Annotated in this window: 20 protein-coding genes; 13 read left to right on the forward strand and 7 right to left on the reverse strand. The window is 70.8% G+C overall.

The window, feature by feature from the left end; all coding sequences use genetic code 11:
• Positions 1 to 491: 491 nt before the first annotated feature.
• From EG812_RS02120 to EG812_RS02145, 6 genes are read left to right on the forward strand one after another with little or no spacing between them, the layout of a single operon-like run.
• Entirely contained in the window at positions 492 to 758 is a 267-nt protein-coding gene (locus tag EG812_RS02120) for a hypothetical protein (protein ID WP_102660688.1), read from the forward strand.
• A complete protein-coding gene (locus EG812_RS02125) occupies positions 755 to 982 on the forward strand; it encodes a hypothetical protein (protein ID WP_102660689.1) in 228 nt (75 codons plus the stop codon). The genes EG812_RS02120 and EG812_RS02125 overlap by 4 nt, the downstream gene beginning before the upstream one ends.
• A complete protein-coding gene (locus EG812_RS02130) occupies positions 979 to 1,722 on the forward strand; it encodes a GOLPH3/VPS74 family protein (protein ID WP_126710574.1) in 744 nt (247 codons plus the stop codon). Before EG812_RS02125 ends, EG812_RS02130 begins: the two co-directional genes overlap by 4 nt.
• A gap of 38 nt (positions 1,723 to 1,760) precedes the next feature.
• Positions 1,761 to 3,254 (forward strand): APC family permease, encoded by a 1,494-nt coding sequence (locus tag EG812_RS02135; RefSeq protein WP_126710575.1) that lies wholly within the window; start codon positions 1,761 to 1,763, stop codon positions 3,252 to 3,254.
• A gap of 13 nt (positions 3,255 to 3,267) precedes the next feature.
• Positions 3,268 to 3,924 carry a GNAT family N-acetyltransferase gene (locus EG812_RS02140; RefSeq protein ID WP_126710576.1) on the forward strand — a complete coding sequence of 219 codons (657 nt, stop codon included), beginning with the start codon at positions 3,268 to 3,270 and terminating at the stop codon, positions 3,922 to 3,924.
• Positions 3,925 to 3,982: 58 nt separating this feature from the next.
• A complete protein-coding gene (locus EG812_RS02145; RefSeq protein ID WP_126710577.1) occupies positions 3,983 to 4,981 on the forward strand; it encodes an endonuclease/exonuclease/phosphatase family protein in 999 nt (332 codons plus the stop codon).
• A 69-nt stretch (positions 4,982 to 5,050) separates the two neighbouring features.
• Here the strand turns inward: EG812_RS02145 and EG812_RS02150 are convergent, their stop codons facing one another.
• Positions 5,051 to 5,620 carry a TetR/AcrR family transcriptional regulator gene (locus tag EG812_RS02150; RefSeq protein ID WP_126710578.1) on the reverse strand — a complete coding sequence of 190 codons (570 nt, stop codon included), beginning with the start codon at positions 5,618 to 5,620 and terminating at the stop codon, positions 5,051 to 5,053.
• 91 nt (positions 5,621 to 5,711) lie between these two features.
• Here EG812_RS02150 and EG812_RS02155 point away from each other — a divergent pair, with 91 nt between their 5' ends.
• Positions 5,712 to 6,662: an NmrA family NAD(P)-binding protein gene (locus EG812_RS02155; RefSeq protein ID WP_126710579.1), complete on the forward strand. Its 951-nt coding sequence runs from the start codon at positions 5,712 to 5,714 to the stop codon at positions 6,660 to 6,662.
• A 116-nt stretch (positions 6,663 to 6,778) separates the two neighbouring features.
• On the opposite strand, the gene EG812_RS02160 is transcribed toward EG812_RS02155, so the two are convergent.
• Positions 6,779 to 7,366 (reverse strand): DUF1707 SHOCT-like domain-containing protein, encoded by a 588-nt coding sequence (locus EG812_RS02160; RefSeq protein WP_126710580.1) that lies wholly within the window; start codon positions 7,364 to 7,366, stop codon positions 6,779 to 6,781.
• Between the two features lie 90 nt (positions 7,367 to 7,456).
• Positions 7,457 to 8,785 carry a glycosyltransferase family 4 protein gene (locus EG812_RS02165; protein WP_199743790.1) on the reverse strand — a complete coding sequence of 443 codons (1,329 nt, stop codon included), beginning with the start codon at positions 8,783 to 8,785 and terminating at the stop codon, positions 7,457 to 7,459.
• A gap of 363 nt (positions 8,786 to 9,148) precedes the next feature.
• Here EG812_RS02165 and EG812_RS02170 point away from each other — a divergent pair, with 363 nt between their 5' ends.
• The gene (locus tag EG812_RS02170) at positions 9,149 to 11,059 is read left to right on the forward strand and encodes a Xaa-Pro dipeptidyl-peptidase (RefSeq protein WP_126710582.1); all 1,911 of its coding nucleotides are present in this window, start codon (positions 9,149 to 9,151) and stop codon (positions 11,057 to 11,059) included.
• A 72-nt stretch (positions 11,060 to 11,131) separates the two neighbouring features.
• On the opposite strand, the gene EG812_RS02175 is transcribed toward EG812_RS02170, so the two are convergent.
• Positions 11,132 to 13,066: an amylo-alpha-1,6-glucosidase gene (locus EG812_RS02175; protein ID WP_126710583.1), complete on the reverse strand. Its 1,935-nt coding sequence runs from the start codon at positions 13,064 to 13,066 to the stop codon at positions 11,132 to 11,134.
• A 42-nt stretch (positions 13,067 to 13,108) separates the two neighbouring features.
• Here EG812_RS02175 and EG812_RS02180 point away from each other — a divergent pair, with 42 nt between their 5' ends.
• From EG812_RS02180 to EG812_RS02195, 4 genes are all read left to right on the forward strand, one after another.
• A complete protein-coding gene (locus tag EG812_RS02180; protein WP_102660700.1) occupies positions 13,109 to 15,808 on the forward strand; it encodes an MGH1-like glycoside hydrolase domain-containing protein in 2,700 nt (899 codons plus the stop codon).
• Between the two features lie 242 nt (positions 15,809 to 16,050).
• Positions 16,051 to 16,623: a TetR/AcrR family transcriptional regulator gene (locus EG812_RS02185; protein ID WP_233579339.1), complete on the forward strand. Its 573-nt coding sequence runs from the start codon at positions 16,051 to 16,053 to the stop codon at positions 16,621 to 16,623.
• A 275-nt stretch (positions 16,624 to 16,898) separates the two neighbouring features.
• Positions 16,899 to 17,594, forward strand: coding sequence for an HAD family hydrolase (locus EG812_RS02190; protein WP_126711074.1), 696 nt, complete (start codon positions 16,899 to 16,901; stop codon positions 17,592 to 17,594).
• A 530-nt stretch (positions 17,595 to 18,124) separates the two neighbouring features.
• Positions 18,125 to 18,685, forward strand: a complete 561-nt coding sequence (locus tag EG812_RS02195; RefSeq protein WP_013734791.1) for a cysteine hydrolase family protein — start codon at positions 18,125 to 18,127, stop codon at positions 18,683 to 18,685.
• A gap of 34 nt (positions 18,686 to 18,719) precedes the next feature.
• Here EG812_RS02195 and EG812_RS02200 read toward each other — a convergent pair whose 3' ends face one another.
• The 3 genes from EG812_RS02200 to EG812_RS02215 form a co-directional block, all read right to left on the reverse strand.
• Positions 18,720 to 18,989, reverse strand: coding sequence for a hypothetical protein (locus tag EG812_RS02200; protein WP_013734790.1), 270 nt, complete (start codon positions 18,987 to 18,989; stop codon positions 18,720 to 18,722).
• A 47-nt stretch (positions 18,990 to 19,036) separates the two neighbouring features.
• Complete coding sequence (locus EG812_RS02205; RefSeq protein WP_043725147.1) at positions 19,037 to 19,468, reverse strand: RusA family crossover junction endodeoxyribonuclease; 432 nt, start codon at positions 19,466 to 19,468, stop codon at positions 19,037 to 19,039.
• A gap of 531 nt (positions 19,469 to 19,999) precedes the next feature.
• Complete coding sequence (locus tag EG812_RS02215; protein WP_126710585.1) at positions 20,000 to 20,578, reverse strand: DsbA family protein; 579 nt, start codon at positions 20,576 to 20,578, stop codon at positions 20,000 to 20,002.
• Positions 20,579 to 20,823: 245 nt separating this feature from the next.
• On the opposite strand from EG812_RS02215, the gene EG812_RS02220 reads away from it, so the two are divergent.
• Positions 20,824 to 22,110 carry an ABC transporter substrate-binding protein gene (locus EG812_RS02220; protein WP_126710586.1) on the forward strand — a complete coding sequence of 429 codons (1,287 nt, stop codon included), beginning with the start codon at positions 20,824 to 20,826 and terminating at the stop codon, positions 22,108 to 22,110.
• Positions 22,111 to 22,115: the final 5 nt, after the last annotated feature.

Genomic DNA, 22,115 nt, shown 5'->3' on the forward strand with positions numbered 1-22,115 from the left:
AGTCGTCAGGATCAGCCCGAACTACTCCGGACAGCCTGACCCGTCGCGCGGGTTCCCTATCACCGGCACCGGTTGCCATGGTCAATGCGCTTCCACGTTGGTGCCGACGCCCTTATTGGCAAGGGACTCGTCGCGGAGGCCACGAACAAGCCGGCGCAGTATCCGTGCCTCTTCGTCGGGCAACAGGACGCTGCGTCCAATCGGTCACGTGCGCAGCCGGTGTCGGGGAGGGGCCCGGCCGCGCATCTCTCGCAGAAGGGTGATGGCAGTGCGCATCAAGTGGTTCGTACCGGCCAACGCCGACCACCCGTTCCCCCCGTTCGGCCTCCACCCCACCCGCCGCGTCTCGGCTTCCACCCGCCCGAGTGATCAAGAGGTTTTGGTTGCCGAGGGGCACCCCCGAAGGCCAAAACCTCTTGATCAACCCCGAAACGGCGGGGGCGGCGACCAGGGCAGGCAATCCGACCAGAGCGGACGGCAGGAGGTGGAGCATGGGGCGGGCGGTGCCTGAGGTCGCGGCGGGGACGCTGCTGCGGCTCGATCCGGGTGACTGGTCGTACGGCCGCGACCTGACCCCCGGCACCCCCGTGGCCGTCACCGTCGTCTGCGTCCGTGACCTACCGAATCGGGCGGACGAGTGGGTGTGGGTGCTCGGTCACCGGCCGGAGTGCGACTACCCGCACGTCGACCGGCATCCGCCCTGCATGGAGGTGCGGGTCAAGGTCGCTGCGCTGCATGACCAGAGGCGGGCGAGGTGACCGGCACAGACGAGAGCGACCGGGATGTGGATCGCTTCGAGTCCGCGCGAAACACCGTGCTCCAGCACCGCAACGAGCGCACCTGCTTCCACTGTCAGGGCGACGGGTGCGGGCAGCACACCTGGGCGATCGAGGAACTCGGTCGCCATCCCGGCGGCCGAAAGCTCCTTCGGCAGCTCGGGTTTCCCATCGACGATTCGACCGAGGAAGGCCAGCCGCGGTGAACAGCACACCCCACGGCGACCACCATGCCCCACACCTGCGCGAGCATCCGACGCCGGTCGAGCCGGCCCGGCCGGTGCGCGCCGTCGGCAGCGCCGCGATGCCGAGCACCGTACGTCTCGCCGACGAGTTCTTCTACCTGGCGCACGACGACCAGACCGGCCGGTCGCGGCTGTTCGAGTCGGCGACAGCGTACGGCCTGGCCGCCGCGCTGCTCGCCGAGCTGTACGGCGAGGGCCGGGTCACCTTCGAGGGCCGGCGCCTGCGGGTGATCAACACTGTCCCGCCGAAGGACTGGCTGCAACACCTGGTCCTCGATCGCCTGGTGGCGGAGCCGCGTCACACCGAGACCCGTACCTGGTTGGCCTATTTCGCCACGGCCGCCTACCAGCAGGTGGCCACCCGGATGTGGCAGTTGGGGCTGCTCCGCCAGCAGCAGGTCGGTCGGCTGTGGCGACAGCGCACCGTCTACGTGCCGGCGGACATGAACACGGCCGCCTGGTCGTGGGCCCGGCTCTCCTTCCAGCTGCGCAACCACCAACGCCTGAACGCCTTCGATGTTGCTCTCGCCGGTCTGGCGATGCACACCCAGCTCGATCCGATCCTGCTCGACGGCACATCCCTCGCCGTGCGTGCGTTCCTGCGCCAGCAGGTCGAGCAGGCCCCGCCACCGCTGCGGGACCTGCTGGCCGACCTCGGTGCCGTCGTCGGCAGCGCCGTACTGAGCCACCGCACCACCTGACCGTCCTGCATTCATCCCTTCTCGTCGAGAGAGAACCCATGTCCCACTCGAAACCCGACACCGTCTCCGCCGTCCTCGCGCGCGGGCGGCTCGGTATCCCGTCGGTGGTGTTCTTCGTGATCGCCGCCGCCGCACCGCTCACCGTCGTCGCGGGCGGCGCGACCACCGGGTACGCCGTCACCGGGGTCACCGGCATCCCGGTGTCCTATCTGCTGGTGGCGGCCGTGCTCGCGTTGTTCGCGGTCGGCTACGTGGCCATGTCCCGCCGGATCGTCAACGCGGGCGCCTTCTACACCTACGTCACCCGAGGGCTCGGTCGCCCGGCCGGCGTCGGCGCTGCCATGGTCGCGCTGCTCGCCTACAACGCCATGCAGATCGGGCTCTACGGTGGGGCCGGCGCCGTCACCGCCCAGTTCCTCAACGACCGGTACGGCATCGGCCTGACCTGGTGGAGCTGCGCCCTCGCGGTGTGGGCGGTCGTCGCGGTGCTCGGCGTCGCCCGGATCGACCTCAACGGCCGGGTCCTCGCCGTCGTCCTCGTCGCCGAATGCGTCGTCGCCCTGACCTTCGACGCCATCATGGTCACCCACCCGGCCGACGGGACGGTCAGCCTCGACACCCTCGCCCCCTCGCACGTCTTCGCCGCCGGTATCGGCGCGGCCCTGGTCACCGCGATCACCGGGTTCGTCGGTTTCGAAGGCACCGTCGTGTTCAGCGAGGAGACGAAGGACCCACGGCGCACCATCGCCCGCGCCACCTACATCGCGGTCGCCGTCACCGGCCTGCTGTACGGGCTCTCCGCCTGGGCGATGTCGGTGGCCACCGGCCCGGACCGCATCGTGGCGGCGGCCCGCGCCGACGGCACCGACCTGATCTTCAACCTGGTGTCGCCGTACCTGGCCGACAGCATCGTCACCGTCGCCCGGGTCCTGTTCATCACGTCGCTGTTCGCCGCGCTGCTCAGCTTCCACCACACCGTGGCCCGGTACCTGTTCGCGCTCGGCCGGGAACGGGTGCTGCCCGCCGCGTTCGGTCGCACCAGCCGGCGTACCGGCGCCCCGAAAGTCGGTTCCCTCGTCCAGAGTGGGCTCGCCTTCGCCGTGCTGGTCGGCTATGCCGTGGCCGGGGCCGATCCGATCGTGCACCTGTTCTTCTGGGTCACCGTCACCGGTGGGCTCGGGGTGCTGATCCTGATGACGGTCACCTCCGCCGCCGTGATCGGTTTCTTCGCCCGCAGCACGCACACCGAAGGACCATGGCGCTCACTTATCGCACCGGGCCTGGCCACTGTCGCGCTGGGCGGGATCCTCACCGTGACGCTGCGGGAGTTCGCCACGCTGCTCGGCGTCGCGCCGGACTCGCCGCTGCGCTGGACGTTCCCCGCCGCGTACGCCGCCGTCGCGCTGCTCGGCATCGCATGGGCGCTGGTCCTGCGCACCACAAACCCCGACGTGTACGCCGCAGTCGGCCTGGGCGCGGACCGTGACACCGGCCCCCGGCTCGCCCCCGACACCGTCCGCCAACCCGCCTGACCAGGGAGCTGCCGTGACCGTCAGCAATCACGACCTGCTCGTCCGCCCCGCCACCGCCGCCGATGCCGGGCCGCTGATCGGCGTCCTCGCCGAGGCGTTCCACGAAGGCCCCCTCGCCGACTGGCTCATTCCCGACCCGGCCGACCGGCGGACCGTCTACTACAGGTACTTCAAGGACGCCGTCTATCACGGCCTGGAGCACGGGCAGGTCTACACCACAGGCGACCAGAAAGCCGTCGCGATCTGGTATCCGCACCTCGAACCCACCCCGGTCGACACCCACAGCCGGCTGGCCACGTTGGAACACATCGCGGGCCCGTACGCCCCGAAGTTCGTGCTGCTGGAGGAGATGTTCGACGCCTTCCACCCCGACGAGCCGCACCACTACCTCGCCTACCTCGCCGTCGACCCGACCCGGCAGAACCAGGGCATCGGTGCCGCGCTCCTCGCCGACCAGCACCGTCGTCTCGACCAGCTCGGCCTGCCGGCGTACCTGGAAGCCAGCAACATGCGCAACCGGCGGCTCTACCTCCGCCTCGGCTACCACGCCGGCCCCACCATCGTGCTTCCCACGGACGGGCCCGTCATCTGGCGGATGTGGCGCGGCGCACCCACCGGCGGCGGCCGGAGCCCGTTCCCGCGCACCCGGCCACACCGGCGCTCCCTGTGACCGCCGCCCTCGGCAACGTCCTGCTCGTCGCCCCGACTCATCGGCTGCACTCCACGGCATGCCGACCACTGACATCCGCGAGGTCACCCGAATGCGTTTCGTCACCTACAACCTGCACGACCTGACCCTGACCGCCGACAACCTCCGGGAGGCCAACCGGCAGCGGCGGGTCATCGACATCATCCGCAGCCTCGAACCGGACGTCGTCGCCGTGCAGGAACTCAAGAGCCCACCTGCCAGCGCCGCCCGCCTCGCCGCCGATTTGGCCGAGCGCACCGGTCTGACCAGCACCGTCGTCACCAACGGGAGCGCCCGCGCGATCCACGCCGTCGCCGTCGGCGACCACACCGCGCACACGGCACTGCTCTGGCGGCCCGGCCTCACGCCGCTGCCGCACACCTTCCGGACCTACAGCCCCGCCGTCCACTACGACGGCGGGTGGCGCGGCATCGGCTACGGCTCCATGGTCCGGCTCGCCTTCCAGATCGACGGCCAGCCGATCACGTTCGCCTCCTACCACGCCCCCGCCTACGGCCGGCACCGCCGCATCGACCAGGCCGAAGCGGTCCTCGCCGCCCTCACCCGCCCGCACGAACTGGCGCTGATCGGCTCCGACTTCAACTCGATCGGCGCTGCCCGCGCCAACGGCGCCGACTACGACCCCGACCCCTACACCGGCCGACCCTGGTGGCCCGACCTCGTCCACCAGTGCCACGAACCGACCCACCCCAGCCAACGGCACCGCGCCGACCGCCGACCCGCACAGGTCTGGGAAGCCGGCGGTCTCCACGACGTCGCCGCCGCCACCCGCAGCCCCTGGAAGGCCACCACCGGGCACTGGCCCACCTGCCCCTACGGCGTTCGGGGCATCGCCCGGCGCGTCGACACCATCCACGCCACCCAGCCGGTTCTCCGGGCGGTCAGGTCGCTCACGGTCGTCGACAACCCCACCACCCGCGCCGCCAGCGACCACCTACCCGTCACCGTCGACCTCGACCCCCGCAAGCTTGCCGTCAACCCGGGTGATTCACGGCAGGTCGGTCAGCGTGGCAGGTGATCAGGCACCGGACAGTGTCGGGAAAGGTCGCAGTCGGAACCGATCAGCGGACGGCGTGCCGGCGCGACGTCATCGCGCCGGGCTGATGCCGGTGATGGCCAGGTCGAGCAGGCGGGCGGCCGCGGCGGCGGGGTCGGGGTGGTGGGTGGTGGCCAGGGCGATGCCGGTGATCAGCGTGAGCAGGTCGTCGATCGTCACGCCGGTTGCGAGGGCACCGTCGGCGGAGGCGCGCCGTACCAGTGGCTCGCCTGCGGCGGTGAGCTGCGCGCAGGCGCAGTAGACGTGGGTGTCGTCGGGGCCGGCCACCCGGTCACGATTCAGGGCCTCGGCCAACCCGCTGATGGTGGTGGCGGAGGCGATGACTGCCTGGAGCCACTCCAGCAGCGCGGCACGTGGGTCGGCTCGTTCGGTCCGGTCGGCGGCGTGCGCCGCGAGGGCCTCGACGCGCTCGCGGAAGACCGCCGCCAGCAGTGCGTGACGGCTCGGGAAGTGCCGCCGCACGGTGCCGGAGCCCACGCCGGCGACGCGGGCGATCTGCTCCAGGGACGCGTCAGCGCCGTGTGCGGCAACCTCCTCCACCGCGACGGCGAGCAGGCGTGCGTAGTTGCGCCGCGCGTCGGCGCGCTGCGCAGCGGTCATGGTCTCTCACCTCGGAGGTTGCTAAGTGGCGGGGTCCGCCGTATCTTACCGAAGTGAAAACGGCGGGCCACGCCGTTTAGTGGAGGTTCTCATGTCCAACGATCCCGCACCCGTTCTGGTCGTCGGCGCCACCGGGCGACAGGGCGGCGCGACAGTCCGCGCGTTGCGCACAGCGGGCGTACCCGTCCGGGCGCTGGTCCGTGACCCGGAGACCGACCGGGCACGCGCCGTCGCCGCGCTCGGCGCGGATCTGCGGACCGGTGACCTCAACGACCGTGACTCCCTGATCGCGGCCGCGACGGGAGCCCGCGCGGTCTTCTCGGTCCAGATGCCCCAGCTGAAGGGGGAGTCCCTCGACTTCGACGGCGAGGTGACCCAGGCCGTCAACCTGATCGAGGCGGCACGTGCCGCAGGTGTGCCACAGTTCGTGCACACGTCGGTCTCCGGTGCCGGGCAGCACGTCGAGGCCCCCGGCTGGGGCGAAGGCCGGTGGGCGGGCCTGCGGCCCTACTACGACGCCAAGACCGCGATCCAGGATCGGGTACGCACGGCCGGATTCACGCACTGGACGCTGATCAAGCCGGGGTGGTTCATGGAGAACTTCCTGCCCTCGATGGCCTATCTGCTTCCCCGAGGCGTCGAGGGCGGGCTGGTGACCGTGCTGCGGCCCGAGACCCGGTTGTCCCTGGTCGCGGTCGACGACATCGGTCGGGCGGCCGCGGCGGCTGTCGCGGCACCGGCGCGCTTCCACCAGGTCGAGCTGGAGTTGGCCAGCGACTACCGGACGATGACCGAGATCGCCGACGTCATGTCGCGCGCACTCGGTGTGCCGCTGACCGCGCCGAGGATGACCGACGAGGAGGCGCTGGCGGCCGGTATGCCGGCCTTCGGCGCGGTTTCCCACCGCTTCGTGGAGGTGGCCGGGCAGCCTGCCCGGCCGGAGTTCGCCCGGGACCTCGGCATCCCGCTCACCTCCTTCGAGCAGTGGGCCGCGCAGTACCTGTCCCGCGATGCCGTCGCGCCGGCCGGCGCAGCCGGTTGACGCGATGATCGACTCCGTTTCGCCGAAACGGCGGGTTCCCACCGCGTCGAACCCCGCCGTTTCGCCGAAACGGCGGGGTCGTGCGGGCGGAGCACTATCCGGCGGTCGCCGTCAGATCACCACCAGCGCTTGCGGGGCGGGCGGACGGTCACGTCACCGAAGACGACGCGGCAGCGCACCTCGACGACCGGACCGCCGGGGGTGACCGGGCCACTCATCTTGGACTTCTTGTCGCCGAAGACCGCGGAGCCGGTGAGCCGGACCTCGGTGCCCTCCGGTACCACGATGGTGATGCTGCCGAAGATCACGTTCGCGTCGACGGTGGTCACCTGCCGGGGCAACTGGGCCTCGTGCAACTCGATCCGGCAGTCGCCGAAGACGGCCCGTGCCTCGATGTGTTCCGGCACCGGCCAGGCGCCCTTGCGTACGTCGCTGCCGAAGACCGCCAGCAGCTTCTCCGACGCCGGCGCGAGTCCCCCGCCCGACCGGGCGGGGGAGCGGCCGGGCGCTCCCGGCAGATCCGTGGTGAGCCGGGCCAGCTCACCCCGGGTCTGTGCGGCGTGGGCCGCACCGACCCGCTCGGTGTATTCGTCAAGGGTGAGCCGGCCCTCGGTGGTGGCCTTGCCGAGCAGTTCCACGACCTCCTCGCGCTCCCGGTCGGAGACGCGCAGCCGGTCCTCGTCGTTGTGCCGTTCCCACTCCACGAGGCGAGCCTACTGGTGCCCCGCACCCGCCTCACCAGCCACTGCTGGCAGCGGTGGGCACGGAGTCAGCAGGCAGCGGCGGGCACGGAGTCAGCAGGCGGCGGTGCCGACGAGCAGGTTGCCGTGCGGGATGGTGATCGGTCGGCGGGGGGCCGGCAGGTCGACGGCGGGACGGCGGGCCCGCGCCGGGGCGTGTTCGCGGCGGGCGACGGCGTAGCTGTGGGCGGTGCGGGCGGCGATGGTGGCCCAGCCGTACCGCCGGCCGACCATGCTGCGGGCCTGGCGGGCTACCCGGCGGGCGAACACCTCGTCGCCGATGAGTTGGCCGACCGCGCCGGCCAGCGCCGGTGGGTCGCTGTGCGGGAAGGTCACCCCGGTGACGCCGGGCTCGACGATCTCGGCCAGGCCGCCGGTACGGGCCACGGCCAGGGGGGCGCCGGCCGCCGCCGCCTCCAGGGCCACCATCCCGAACGGCTCGTAGAGACTCGGTACGACCGTCGCGTCGGTGGCGCCGAGGACCGCCGGCAGCTGGGTGTTGTCGAGAAAACCGGCGAAGCGTACGGTCCCGCCGAGCCCGAGCTGCCGGGTCCGCTCCTCCAACTCGCCCCGGTACGGCCCGTCACCGGCGATCAGCACCCGCAGCCCCGGGTGCCGGTCCCGCAGTTGTGGCACGGCGTCCACCAGGTGCTGCACGCCCTTCTCGTAGACCAGCCGGCCGGCGTACCCGATCAACGGGCCGTCGCCGGCGAAGCGGGCGCGGGCCGAGGCGACCGCGCGGGGGCGGGCCCGCCAGGCCCGGTCGTCGACGCCGTTGGGCACCACCGCCACCTTCTCCTCCGGCACCTCGAACAGGGTGGTGACCTGGTCACGCATGTAGCCGGAGCAGGCGATCAGGCGGGTGGAGGCGTTGCTGAGCCAGTGCTCGACGCCGTGGATGGTGCGGTTCATCTCCTCGGGCAGCCAACCCTGGTGCCGGCCGGCCTCGGTGGCGTGCATCGTGGTCACCAGCGGCAGGTGCAGGTGCTCGGCAAGCGTGATGGCGGTGTGCGCGACAAGCCAGTCGTGGGCGTGGATGACGTCGAACTCGGCGGTGTCGGTGGCGTGCAGCGCGGCCCGGGTCAGCGTGTGGTTGAACGCCATCGTCCAGGCCAGCAGCGATCCGGTGGCCAGCGGGAAGGTGACCGGATCCTCGGCGGCCCGCAGGATGCGTACGCCGTCGCGGCGTTCGGACAGCGGTGCCCCGTCGGCGTGGCGGGTGACGACGGTGACCTCGTGGCCGGCGGCGGCCAACGCCACCGACAGGGCGTGCACGTGCCGACCGAGGCCGCCGACGAGGACCGGCGGATACTCCCAGGACAACATCAGCACCCGCTGCGGGCGTACGGGGTTGATGTCGATCACGTCGGCGTTCGTTGACATACGCGCCCCCTTTGAGTTGTCTGCGCGCAGCCTCGTTCCGCCCCCCGGCGGGCGGTGTCACAGCTGGCGCGGCCGGACCACGACCCATCCTGCTGGTAACCGGATAACCAGCGGAGACATCCCGGTTGCGGGGCTGTAAAGCCGGCCGGTACTCCCGATCACATCGCCAGGAACGGACGCGACCCGACATTGCGGCCACCTCTGCGACAGGCGTAGCACCGGGCGGCCCGCACCTCCCACAACTGTCTGATGACCTGCCACGGCCTGGTTCGTAGGTTCTGTCCGGACGCAGCATCGAGGCTCGTGGTCCGCGCGTCAGCACCGGCGTGCGGCGGTCGGCGCCCGGTGCCTGGAAGGAGAAGCATGCGAACCACGAGGCGATGGTTGGGCACCACGGTGGCGGTCGCGGTGACCGCCGCTGTGCTGCCGGTGACCCCTGCGCTCGCGCAGCCCGTGCAGGCAAACCAACTGGTCATCGCGGACGGTGTCACGCAGCCGGTCTTCGGCTACGCCGACGCGATCCGCGAACGGATCTTCGTCACCTCCGATGTCGACACCGACTCCAACGGTGAGCTCGACATCGTGGCGATGGACATCATCCGCCCGAAGGCCAGCGACGCCGGCCTGCGGGTGCCGGTGGTGATGGACGCCAGCCCCTACTACTCGACGGTGTGCCGCGGCAACGAGACCGAGTGCAAGGCCGACCTGGACGGCGACGGCCTGCTCGACAAGTGGCCGCTGTTCTACGACAACTACTTCGTGCCGCGCGGCTACGCGGTCGTGCTGCTCGACATGATCGGCACCAACAACTCGACCGGCTGCCCGGTCACCGGTGGTCTCGGGGACAACATCAGCGCTCCGACCGCCATCGACTGGCTCAACGGCCGCCGCAAGGGCTTCGACGCCGACGGCAACGAGGTCGTCGCGAACTGGCACAACGGCAAGTCCGGCATGATCGGCAAGTCGTACGACGGCACCCTGGCCAACGCCGCCGCCGCCACCGGCGTCGACGGCCTGTCCACCATCGTGCCGATCTCGGCCATCTCCAGCTGGTACGACTACTCGCGTAGCAACGGTCTGGTGACCCGGGCCAACAACTACTCGGGCAGCCTGTCCAACACCGTCACCAACCCGAACCGTCGGGCGTACTGCGCCCCGGTGCGGACCCAGCTCGGCGTGGGCGGCGACGACGCCACCGGTGACTACAGCGACTTCTGGGCCGAGCGGGACTACGTGCCGCACGCCGACAAGGTGAAGGCCAGTGTCCTGCTGGTGCACGGCATCAACGACGACAACGTGCGGGCCGACCACTTCAGCAAGTGGTGGTACGCGCTGGCCGAGAACAACGTGCCGCGCAAGCTGTGGCTGACCGGCACCGGTCACATCGACCCGTTCGACTTCCGTCGCGCGGAGTGGGTGAACACCCTGCACCGTTGGTTCGACTTCTGGCTCCAGGGCATCGACAACGGCATCATGCGTGAGCCGATGGTCGACCTCGAGCGGCTGCCGGACGTCTGGGAGACCCACGCCAACTGGCCGATCCCCAAGTCCCAGCCGACCCAGATCTGGCTGCGCCCCGGCACCAACGGCAACCCCGGCGACATCTCGGTCAAGCCAGGCCCCGGCAACAAGAAGGCCACCTTCACCGACACCCCGTCGATGAGCCAGGCCAACGCGATCCGGCACCCCTCGGACCCGGCGGCGAACAAGGACAACCGGCTGGTCTTCCTGTCCGAGCCGCTGAAGGCGCCGCTGCACATCTCCGGCACCCCGATCGTGCGGATCAAGGCCTCGGTCAACGGCGAGGACACCAGCTTCGCCGGTCTGCTCGTCGACTACGGCACCCGCGAGCGGTTCAGCACCTCCGGTGACGGCGTCCGCACCGTGACCACCGAGGACTGCTGGGGCGAGTCCGCCAACTTCGGCGGCCACCACGAGGAGGCCTGCTACCGGCAGGTCGTCAAGAACGTGGCCAGCAACCCGCAGGAGCTGGTCACCAAGGGCATCTACGACGGGCTCAACCTCGACTCGCTCTACACCTCGACCCCGCTGGTGCCGGGTGAGAAGAACGCCGTCGACATCCCGCTGCAGCCCGAGGACTACGTCTTCGAGGCCGGCCACCAGATCGGTGTGGTCCTGCTCGGCTCGTACTCCGGCTACAGCAGCCGGGCCAAGCAGACCCGCGCCGAGATCACGGTGCACTTCGACAGCACCCGGATCACCCTGCCGATCGTCGGTGGCCGTCAGGCCGCCGTGGCAGCGGGTCTGAACTGATCGGTTGGTGGGGCGCCCGGGGGGCGTCCCACCAACGCCGCGCTCAGTAGCGCGAGGGCCCGTCGGTGCGCGTCACCGGCGGGCCCGCAGCAGTTCCGCCACCGACCAGGCCTGGAAGGGGCAGCCGGTGGCGGTGTGCGGGGCCGAGCCGTCGGCGGTCTCGCTGACCGAGCCGAGGCCGTACTCGCTCAGGTGCGCCTCCAGACCGACGAACAACTCGCCGACCGGCAGCCCGGCCCGGCGGGCGGCGTCGGCGTACGGGCCGATCAGCCACGGCCAGACGGTGCCCTGGTGGTAGGCGCCGTCCCGCTCGGCCGGCCCACCCCGGTGCCCGCCGAGGTAACCGGGGCACTCGGGGGACAGGCTGCGCAGGCCCAGCGGAGTGAGCAGCGCGGCACCGACCAGGCCGACCGCCCGCGGGTCCGGCGCAAGTGGCGCGTTCGGCAGCGACCAGGCCAGCAGCTGGTTCGGTCGCAGCAGATCGTCGTCGTGAAAGGCCGCACCACCCAACGGGTACGCGGGCGCAGGTGCGTCGAGCACGTCGTGCAGCCATCCCGCCGGGGCGGGGAAACGCTGGCGGAACGCCTTGACCGCCTGCTCGTGCAGCCGGTGCAGCCCGTCGGCGTCCTGCCCGGCCAACTCGGCCAGCTCGGCGACCCCGGCCACCCCGTTGATCCAGAGTGCGTTGACCTCGACCGGCTTGCCGTGACGGGGGGTGACGGGCACCCCGTACACCCGGGCGTCCATCCAGGTCAGCGCGGCCCCCGGGGCACCGGAGGTGAGCAGCCCGTCGGCCGGGTCGACGGCGATGCCGTACCGGGTGCCGGCCAGGTGGGCGTCGACGACGCCGCGCAACGCCGGCAGCAGCTCGTCACCGAGGTCGGTGTCGCCGGTGACTGTCACGTGCCGACTGACCGCGTGCAGGAACCACAGGGTTCCGTCGACGGTGTTGTACTCGACCCGACCGGTGTCGGCGGTGTTGGCGAGCATCCCCTCCGACAGCGTCGCCGCGTACGAGCGCAGCAGCTCCCGGCCGAGATCCGCGCGACCCGTGCACAGAAACAGGCCCTCGTAGGAGATCATCGTGTCCCGCGACCAGGCACCGAACCACGGGTAGCCGGCGACCACGTCCACCGCGGCGTCGTTCGTGCGTACGACGAACGCGTCGGCGGCCAACGCCAGGGTGGCCTCGACGTCGTCGGCGGGCTTGGCCGACGCCACCACCTCCCGGTTACGTCGCCGCGCCGCCGCCACCACCTCGGTTGCCGGCGGAGGGGCCGGGGCGGGATCGTGGGCCCAGGCCAGCACCGACACCGTGTCGCCCGGCTGGCGCAGCGTGTCGCGGAACTGACCCGCGTACCACAGGTCCTCCTCCGGATGCAGGCCGCGCGCCGCCTCCTCCCGGTGGTAGGCGCCGCGCCACCAGTGGCCCTGCGGCGTCCAGCCCGGCCCGGACAGCCGGTACGCCCCCTCGATCACCGCGCCACCGTCGACCGGATCCATCCGCAGCGGCGGACCGTCGGCCCGACGCTCACCGTGCGCGTCGCGCCAGGTGCAGGCGGCGGCCAACTCCAACTCGACAGGCCCGCCGCCGACCAGCCGGTGCACCACCGCCACACAGGAGCGACCCGGCAGCATGGCCAACTCCCGTTCGATCACCACGTCACCGATCCGCCACCGCCAGCGGGGCAGCCCGTCGGTCAGGTCGAACCGCTCCAGCAACTCGAACCCGCGCGGGTCGACATCGCCGGAGGCCCACTCGTGCGCGCCCAGCCGCACCCGGGCGCCCGAGGGCAGCAGCACCGCCGGATCGAGACTGGCCAGTCCCACCTTGCGGGAAGCCGGGGTTTCTCCGGGAACCACCAGAAGCCCGTGATACCGGCGGGTACGCAGCCCGGCGACGGTGCCCATGGCGTACCCGCCGAGACCGTCGGGCACCAGCCATTCCCGGCTGGCAGCGCTGGTCAGCTCCCCGCAGACCTGCGAACCGAAGCGAATCTCGATCAACTTTCCTCCACCGGCGGCGAGGTGTAACACGACACGACGACAATGGTCGCTGTGGTGAAGTACCCCAGCGGCATCGAAGATGTAAAGGTGATCACTGACGGTTCGCCCTCCGCCCCGGACGCCGAACGCCTCCGACTCGCCCAGGCCGACGCCGGCGAGCAGGACTGGCGCGCATGGGGTCCCTATCTGTCCGAGCGGGCGTGGGGCACGGTACGGGAGGACTACAGCGAGCACGGCACGGCCTGGGACTACTTCCCCCACGACCACGCGCGGTCCCGAGCCTACCGCTGGTCCGAGGACGGCATGGCGGGCGTGTGCGACGACCGGCAGACGTTCTGCTTCGCCCTCGCGCTGTGGAACGGGCGCGATCCGATCATCAAGGAACGGATGTTCGGCCTCGGCGGCGACGGCGGCAACCACGGCGAGGACGTCAAGGAGTACTGGTGGTACGAGGACTCCACACCCACCCACTCGTGGATGCGCTGGCGCTACCACTACCCGCAGGCCGCCTTCCCGTACGACGAACTCGTCGCGGTCAACGCGCTGCGCGGCCGCGACGACACCGAGTACGAGCTGGTCGACACCGGCATCTTCGACGACGACCGGTACTGGGCGGTGACCGTCGACTACGCCAAGGCCACCCCGACGGATCTGTGCATCGTGGTGACCGTGGCCAACCGGGGCGAGCAGGCCGACCGGCTGCACGTGCTGCCGCACCTGTGGTTCCGCAACACCTGGGGCTGGGGGCTGCCCGGCACCGACGACCGGGTGCCCCGCCTCGTCGGGCAGGGCAGTCGGCTGGTCGGCGACCACTGGGTCCTCGGGCAGATCGTGCTCGAAGGCGACGGTGAGCCGACGCCGCTGCTGTGCGACAACGACAGCAACGCCGAACGGCTGTGGGGGCTGCCCAGCCGCACCCCGTACCCGAAGGACGGCATCAACGACCACGTGGTCACCGGAGCCGACACGGTGAACCCGGAACTGACCGGCACCAAGGGGGCGCTGCACTACGTCCTGGACGTGCCGGCCGGCGCGCAACGGCAGATCCGGCTGAGGCTGACCCGTACCGCCCCACCGCCCGGCGACGGCGACCCGCCGCCGGCCGACCTGGGCGACGGATTCGACGCCGTGGTCTGGGCCCGCCGCGCCGAGGCGAACCGCTTCTTCGCCGGGATCATCCCGGCCAAGGCCAGCGCCGACGAGGCGTCGATCGCCCGACAGGCCATCGCCGGGCTGATGTGGGGCAAGCAGTTCTACCACTTCGACGTCAAACGCTGGTTGGAAGGCGACCCGGGCTCGACACCGCCGGCCGGACGCCGACACGGGCGCAACAGCGCCTGGTGGCACATGACCAGCTTCGACGTCATCTCCATGCCGGACCCGTGGGAATATCCCTGGTACGCCGCCTGGGACCTGGCCTTCCACTGCGTGACAATCGCCCGGGTCGACCCCGGCTTCGCCAAGGAGCAACTGCTGCTCCTGCTGCGCGAGTGGTACCTGCACCCCAACGGGCAGATCCCGGCGTACGAGTGGGCCTTCGGTGACGTCAACCCGCCGGTGCACGCCTGGGCCGCGTTGAAGGTCTTCGAGATCGACGGCAGCCGGGACCACGACTTCCTGGCCCGGATGATGCACAAGCTGCTGATGAACTTCACCTGGTGGGTCAACCGCAAGGACACCGGCGGCAACAACGTCTTCGAAGGCGGCTTCCTCGGGCTGGACAACGTCGGCCCGTTCGACCGGTCGGCGGCGCTGCCCGTGGCCGGGACGCTGGAGCAGTCCGACGGCACCGGCTGGATGGCGATGTACGCCCTCAACCTGCTCGACATCGCCATCGTGCTTGCCGAACACGACCGCACCTGGGTGGACACCGCGACGAAGTTCTTCGAACACTTCGCGTACATCGCGGCAGCAGCGTACGACCAGGGGTTGTGGGACGACGAGGACGCCTTCTTCTACGACGTACTGCGGCTGGCCGACGGCACGAAGGTCCCGCTGAAGGTGCGCTCGGTCGTCGGGCTGCTGCCACTGGCCGCGGTGACCCGGCTGCCCGCGCGTACCCTGCACCGGCTGCCCGAGCTGGGCGCGCGGCTGCGCTGGTTCCTCACCAACCGCCCCGAGTACGCCTCGGTGATCGGTGCCCGCCGCATCGGCCCGGACGGCCGCCAGCAGCGCCTGCTGTCCATGTGCGGCCCGGAACAGATCGTCCGGCTGCTCGCCCGGATGCTGGACACCGACGAATTCCTCTCCGAGTACGGCCTGCGTACGCTCTCCCGCGCCCACCTGGACAAGCCGTTCACCGTCACCCTCGGCGGGCAGGAATTCTCCGTCGGCTACGAGCCGGCCGAGTCGACAAGCGGCCTGTTCGGCGGCAACTCCAACTGGCGCGGCCCGATCTGGATGCCGACGAACTTCCTGCTGATCAGCGCGTTGCGCGACCACGCGGCGTTCTTCGGCGACGACCTCCAGGTCGAGTACCCGACCCGGTCCGGAGTGAAGCGGACCCTCGACGAGATCGCCGACGACCTGTCCGCCCGGCTGATCGCCCTGTTCACCCGCGACGGCTGGGGACGCCGGCCGATCTACGGTGCGGCGCAACTGTTCCAGACCCACCCGGACTGGCGGGACCTGATCGCCTTCCCCGAATACTTCCACGGCGACAACGGCGCCGGCCTCGGCGCCTGGCACCAGACCGGGTGGACCGCCCTGGTCGCCGACCTCATCCTCACCCTCCGCCGCTAGTCCGGGGCCGCCCCAGCCTGCGCCTGCCCGGCCCTGCGCCTGCCCGGCCCTGCGCCTGCCCGGCCCTGCGGTGGGCTGGTCTGGGTGGGTGATCGACTCCGTTACGCCGTAATGGCGGTGTCCCGGCGGGATCAACCCCGCCGTTACGGCGTAACGGAGTCGATCATTCACTTGCCATCGCGGAGAGTCGCCAATCCGTCGCGAAGAGTTGTGCGGAGAGTGTCGCAACTAGGCTCGGCGGGGTGTCCGGAGCTGAGCACGGAGACGTGAAGCGCGGTGGCGATGCGATCGTCGCCACCGCCTGGCAGTTGGCCGAGGCCGAGGGCTGGGCGGCGGTGACGGCCCGCCGACTGGCGGAACGCGCCGCTGTCGATCTCGGTGAACTCTACGAACGCTTCGCCGACCGCGACGCGGTGGTAGCTGCGGTCGCGGTGCGCGGCTTCGCCGACCTGGCCGCCGCGCTGGCCGCCGCACGTACCACCGCCGACACCCCGACCCAGGGCTGGCCAGCAGTGGTGGCGGCCTACCTGGATTTCGCGTACGCCAACCCCGAGGTGTACGACGCCATGTTCGCCCACACCCCCGACCTGACCCTCGGCGCCGAACAGACCCCCGAGACGGTCACGGCGACCTTCGGCGAACTGCGTGCAGCCTTGGCCCCCCTGGCCGCCGGCCGGGACGAGGACACCCTCTCCGAACTGGGCTGGAGCCTCCTGCACGGCATGGTGATGCTCACCCGCGGCGGCCGCCTTCGCCCCGAAGCCCAAGACCACCGCGAAACCCTCCTGACTCACCACCTCTTCCCCCCTCCCTAACCCACCCCACCCCCGCCTCACCCCACCCCCCGCGCCCCTCTACCCCACCCCCGCGCCCCTCTGCCCCCGCGATCTTGCACTTTCGGTCGTGTGTATGTCCCGTTTTCGGTTGCTTTGCGAGGACAGAAAGTGCAAGATCGCGGGGGCGGGGGCGGGGGCGCAGGGCGGGGGCGGGGGCGAGGGCGGGGGACCTCGGCCGCCAGTGGTGTCGGGTGGTTATCGGGTCGTGGGGAGTGGGGTGGGTCTTCTAGAGTCGCGGCGTGATTGTTGACGGGGTGGGGATCGAGCCGGGTCGGGTCCTTGTGTTCGATGCCGACGACACGCTGTGGGAGAACAACGTCGTCTTCGAGCGGGTCATCGACGACTTCCTGGCCTGGCTGGATCATCCAACGCTGGACCGGGTGCAACTTCGGGCCGTACTCGATGACATCGAGCGGGCCAACGCGGTTGCTCACGGGTACGGCAGCAAGGTCTTCCTGCGGAGTTTGCGGGAGTGCCTGGAGCGGCTACGGCAGCGACCGGCCACCGCGGCGGAACAGCGCGAGATCGACGAGTTGGCCGTGGCGCTGGTGAACCACCAGGTCGAGTTGATGCCGGGGGTGGCCGACGCGTTGGACGAGTTGGCCGGCCGGCACGAGTTGTTGTTGCTCACCAAGGGAGAACGCGAGGAGCAGCAGCGCAAGTTGGACGCCTGCGGACTGTTGCACCATTTCCGAGCCGCTCACATCGTGGCGGAGAAGAACGTCGAGACCTACCGCTGGCTGGTCCGGGAACATGCGATCGACCCGGCTCGGGCTTGGATGATCGGCAATTCGCCGCGGTCGGACATCCTGCCGGCCCGTGCCGCCGGGTGGCGTGCCGTGTTCATCTCCAACGCCAACACCTGGGTCTTGGAGCACGACGAACTGGACCCGGCGGACGAGGGCGTGCTGCACCTCAGCACCTTCCCCGAACTGCTGCGGCATTTCTGACCGAACGGTTCAGCGTGGTCGAGCCACACGCTCGGCCGCGCGTCCAGCCGTGCGTCTGGGGTCCGATCTTGATCAGCGCCAATGGGTGGTCGGGTGTTACAGCGACCTGCCACTTTTTGGCTGTGCTGGTAATCGTCCAGTCTGGAGAGCGCGCATTGTTGTCCGCCTTCGTAGCGCCGCCTACCCTCGCCTTCGGCGCCGCGACTCGCCGGGGTGTGTCGCGGTGCTGCGGTTCGGTGTGGGGCACCGTGGAGCTGAGTGCGGGCGGGCCGGTCACCGTGCTGGGTTGGTCGACACGCCAGGTCAGCGCCAGGCCTGGCCCGCTGCCACGTCGAACTGGGGGTCAGGGCCGGGACGTGCGGGCCCGGTCCTGACCCGGTCACCGGACCTGCGCCATCGGCGGCCCATCTGGCCGGTCAGGGCCGGAACGTGCGGGCCCGGTCCTGACCGAGATCATCATTTCAGGACTGCGAGCTGTTTGTCGGGGGCCTCGTCTAGCGTGGGCCGCACACTGAGCCGACGGGGGAGTCATGAGCACTCTTGAGAACCGCCCGCACACCGCACTACTGGTCATCGACGTGCAGAAGGGGGTTGTCGCTGGGGCGACCCGACGGGACGAGGTCGTCGCCAACATCGCCGTCCTGGTCGACCGAGCCCGCCGGGAGAGCGTGCCGGTGATCTGGGTCCAGCATTCCGACAACGGGCTGGCCCGGGGCAGCGACGACTGGCACATCGTCCCGGAGTTGGAACGGGCCGACACCGAGCCGCTCGTGGAGAAGAGCTACGCGGACTCGTTCGAGGCGACTGACCTGGAGACCGTCTTGTCGGGGCTCGGTGTCGGGCGGCTCGTGGTCACCGGCGCGCAGACCGACGTGTGCATTCGTTCGACCCTGCATGGTGCGCTCGTCCGTGGCTACGACGCGACACTGGTCAGCGATGCGCACACCACGGAAGACCTCACGGCCTGGGGTGCGCCGCCGCCGGAGCAAGTCATCGCGCACACCAACCTGTACTGGGCGCACCACTCCGCGCCGGGTCGCACCGCCGGCACGGTCGCCACCGCCGACGTCACCTTCACCGGAGCATCCTGACCCGGATAGCCCGACCCACCCGCGCCGGCCCTTCTCAGGGGGCTTCGCCTCGGACGATGGCGACCGCGACCCGGCAGAACTCGTCCATGTCGGGTTCGAAACCGGCGGCGATGTCGGGGTGCAGCCCGGACCGGGTCTCGTCCAGGAGCCGTTGGCACACCTGCTCCACCGGCTCACCGGCGTAGTCGCTGCGGACCCGGACGGCGGCTGCCTGAAGCGCCGAGGTCAACTGCTCCTCCAGTGGCCCGCGCAGCTTCTCCTGCACCGGGTCACGGGGTTCGAGCGTGACATGTGGCTCCGACATCGGCGCTCCCTTCATCGGCGGCTGCGGTACCCCACCGCGGCCGTCGGTCAAACCGCCTCTGGTACGGCCGCGACCCGAACCTGGTACGAGAATTCCTCGGCCGGTTCCTCGGCGTACGACAGCCGGCGGATCTGCTTGTCGTCGCCGTAGACGGCGACATCGACCAGGACACCGAGATGGGCCAGCCCGATGTTGGCGACCCGCTTCTTGTCCTGCAACACCGCGCACACCCCGCCCAGCAGTGTGCTCGCGTCGGAGGTGCGATGTCCGGGCGGGCAGCGCAGGGTCAGGTCCACCTCGATCGGCCCGGACAGTGGGGTCCAGCCGGTACGCTGCGCCGCCTCGCAGGCAGCCTGCAGCAGTGCGCGTACTCTCGTCGCCTGCCGGTGTCCGGCGGCGAAGATGGACAACGCCTCGGTCTTGACCGGTGGCAGGCCGCTCACCTCGAACGTCAGGGCGAGAGTGCGGGTGTCCTGCACCACGACGGCACCTCCTCATTGGAGATGATCCTGCCCAACCGGTGCAGCGGTGGCGTGCTGTTCCCGGGAGAACCAACCGATCGGGCGGATCGGGGGTCGGCCGGTGGCGTATCGACGGCGACGGCGTACGCGCTGACGGCGATGCGCGTTCAACGCTAGTGCACCCGACGGCCACCTCGGTAGCACCCCGCACCACTGCACCCCGACGCCGCACGAACGGCTACCCCACACAACCCACCAGACGAACCACCATCCACCACTCGCCGACCCGCGCCCACCCCACCCGCGCCCACCCCACCCGCGCCCACCCCACCCGCGCCCACCCCACCCGCGCCCACCCCACCCGCGCCCACCCCACCCGCGCCCACCCCACCCACGCCCACCCCACCCACGCCCACCCCACCCGCGACCCGCAGACAACTTCGGGGAAGATGTCGCCTTCTCGCGTGGCGAGGCGACATCTTCCCCGAAGTTGCTGGGCGATCTTGACCGGAGGAGGGGGCAGGGGGGGGCAGGGGGGGAGGGGAGGGGCTAGCGGCGGGCGCGTTTGATTTCGTGGAAGGCCGGCATGCGGAGCAGGGGGAGGAGGTTGTCCCAGAGGGTCAGGGCGTCGTCGGTGGCGGGGACCTCGGTCAGGATCGGTCCGTGGATGCCTCGGTCGGCGTCGGGGACCATGAGCACAGGTGAGCCGATGTCGGGGCCGGCGGAGCCGTACGCCAATGCGTGCGAGGCGTGCACGGCCTCGTCCCAGCGCTCGTCGTCGAGGGCGGCTGCCAGGTCGTCGAGCCCGGCCGCCTCGACGGCCGCGTCGACGATCTTACCGCTCGGCGGGTTGCCGGCGTCGTGGGTGCGGGCACCCAACTCGGCGTAGAACCGACCGGCGTCGGCGTGGCGGCCCTCGGCACGTAGCGCCTCGACCAGGCGCAGCGCCCGGGTGGAGGCGGCCACCGCGTCGGCGTACTCCGGTGGGATGTTTCCGCCGTTGAGGATGCTGAGGCTGAACGCCCGCCACTCGATGCTCAGGCCGCGAGCTTCGGCGACGGCGACCAGCCAGCGGGAGGTCCGCCAGGTCCACGGGCATGCAGGGTCGAAGAAGAAGGTGGCATCCACCGCCCGAGGGTAGCGCCGACCGCGCGCCCCCACCGAGGCGTGTGATCTGGGCCACCGGTGTGCCGGCCCGGCGCGTGTCACCTGGGTCAGGTTTCGCGACTTCGCAGGTCGGGCAGTGTTGTCGCCACGAAACGTGGGGCCGGAGAACCAGCAGGTCACGGGCCTTGATCGTCTCGCCGTGCGCCGGGGCACGGGTGCCTTCCCCCGGTTGTTGGCCGACCTAGGAGGGGGAGGGGGATGCCGACATGAGCGACCCAGACCAGGGCGAGCGCCGGCGCCGACCCCGGGTACGCGTGGCGGCGGCGGCCGCAGCGCTGACGTTGGTGGCACCGATGGCAGCCTGTGCCTCCGGCGACGACACCGGTGTGCCCGTGATCAACCTGTACTACCCACCGGAGCAGAACCTTCAGCAGGTGGTCGACCGGTGCAACACCGAGGCCGCCGGGCGGTACCGGATCGTCAACCGGGTGCTGCCGCGCGAGGCCGACGAGCAGCGGGTGCAGCTGGTCCGGCGGCTCGCCGCCTCCGACGACGGCATGGACGTGCTCGGCCTCGACGTGACATGGACGCAGGAGTTCGCCAGCGCGAAATGGATCCTGGAGTGGACCGGATCCGACCGCGCCGAGGTGGAGGAGGGCACCCTCGAAGGCCCGTTGGAGACCGCCCGGTACGAGGACAAGCTCTACGGGGCGCCGAAGAACACCAACGTGCAGCTGCTGTGGTACCGCAAGGACCTGGTGCCGGAGCCGCCGACCAGCTGGGACGAGATGATCTCGACGGCGCAGCAGCTCAAGGAGCAGGGCAAACCGCATCAGGTGCTCACCATGGGGGCCCAGTACGAGGGCCTGGTGGTGCTCTACAACACCCTGGTGGCCAGTGCCGGCGGCAACCTGCTCAACGAGGACGGCACCGAGGCCGTGGTCGACGAGGGTGCCGTGCGGGCCCTGGAGGTGCTGCGTACCTTCGCCACCTCGGGGGTGGCCTCGCCGTCGTTCAGCAACGCCACCGAGGACCCGGTACGGCTGGAGTTCCAGTCCGGCTCCGGCGCGTTCCAGGTGAACTGGCCGTTCGTCTACCCGGCGATGCAGGAGGCCAACCCGCAGCTCGCCGAGCAGGTCGGCTGGGCCCGGGTGCCGGGCGTCGACGGGGACACCCCGAGCCGGGTGACCATCGGCGGGGTCAACCTCGCGGTCAGCCGGTACTCCACGCATCCCGAGGAGTCCTTCGAGGCGGCCAAGTGCCTGCGCAACGCGGAGAACCAGAAGTTCTCCGCGATCAACGACGGGGTGCCGCCGACCATCGAGAGCGTCTACGACGACCCGGAGATGGACGAGGCGTACCCGATGAAGGAGACCATCCTCGAACAGCTGCGGGATCCGGCCGTCCGGCCGCTGACCCCGGCGTACCAGAGCATCTCGACCGTGAGCTCGGCGATCCTGTCGCCGCCGGCGGCGATCGACCCGCAGACCACCGCGAAGGAACTGCGTGCCGCGATCGCCGACGCCCTGGAGTCCAAGGGGGTCCTGCCATGAGCCAG

It is taken from the genome of Verrucosispora sp. FIM060022, from assembly GCF_003977705.1.
In the GTDB taxonomy this organism is placed as follows: domain Bacteria; phylum Actinomycetota; class Actinomycetes; order Mycobacteriales; family Micromonosporaceae; genus Micromonospora; species Micromonospora gifhornensis.

Coding starts and splice junctions, on each gene's coding strand:
- EG812_RS02120 (WP_102660688.1), top strand. CDS start 492: ATGGGGCGGGCGGTGCCTGAGGTCGCGGCGGGGACGCTGCTGCGGCTC.
- EG812_RS02135 (WP_126710575.1), top strand. CDS start 1,761: ATGTCCCACTCGAAACCCGACACCGTCTCCGCCGTCCTCGCGCGCGGG.
- EG812_RS02145 (WP_126710577.1), top strand. CDS start 3,983: ATGCCGACCACTGACATCCGCGAGGTCACCCGAATGCGTTTCGTCACC.
- EG812_RS02150 (WP_126710578.1), bottom strand. CDS start 5,620: ATGACCGCTGCGCAGCGCGCCGACGCGCGGCGCAACTACGCACGCCTG.
- EG812_RS02155 (WP_126710579.1), top strand. CDS start 5,712: ATGTCCAACGATCCCGCACCCGTTCTGGTCGTCGGCGCCACCGGGCGA.
- EG812_RS02165 (WP_199743790.1), bottom strand. CDS start 8,785: ATGTCAACGAACGCCGACGTGATCGACATCAACCCCGTACGCCCGCAG.
- EG812_RS02170 (WP_126710582.1), top strand. CDS start 9,149: ATGCGAACCACGAGGCGATGGTTGGGCACCACGGTGGCGGTCGCGGTG.
- EG812_RS02180 (WP_102660700.1), top strand. CDS start 13,109: ATGGTCGCTGTGGTGAAGTACCCCAGCGGCATCGAAGATGTAAAGGTG.
- EG812_RS02195 (WP_013734791.1), top strand. CDS start 18,125: ATGAGCACTCTTGAGAACCGCCCGCACACCGCACTACTGGTCATCGAC.
- EG812_RS02200 (WP_013734790.1), bottom strand. CDS start 18,989: ATGTCGGAGCCACATGTCACGCTCGAACCCCGTGACCCGGTGCAGGAG.
- EG812_RS02220 (WP_126710586.1), top strand. CDS start 20,824: ATGAGCGACCCAGACCAGGGCGAGCGCCGGCGCCGACCCCGGGTACGC.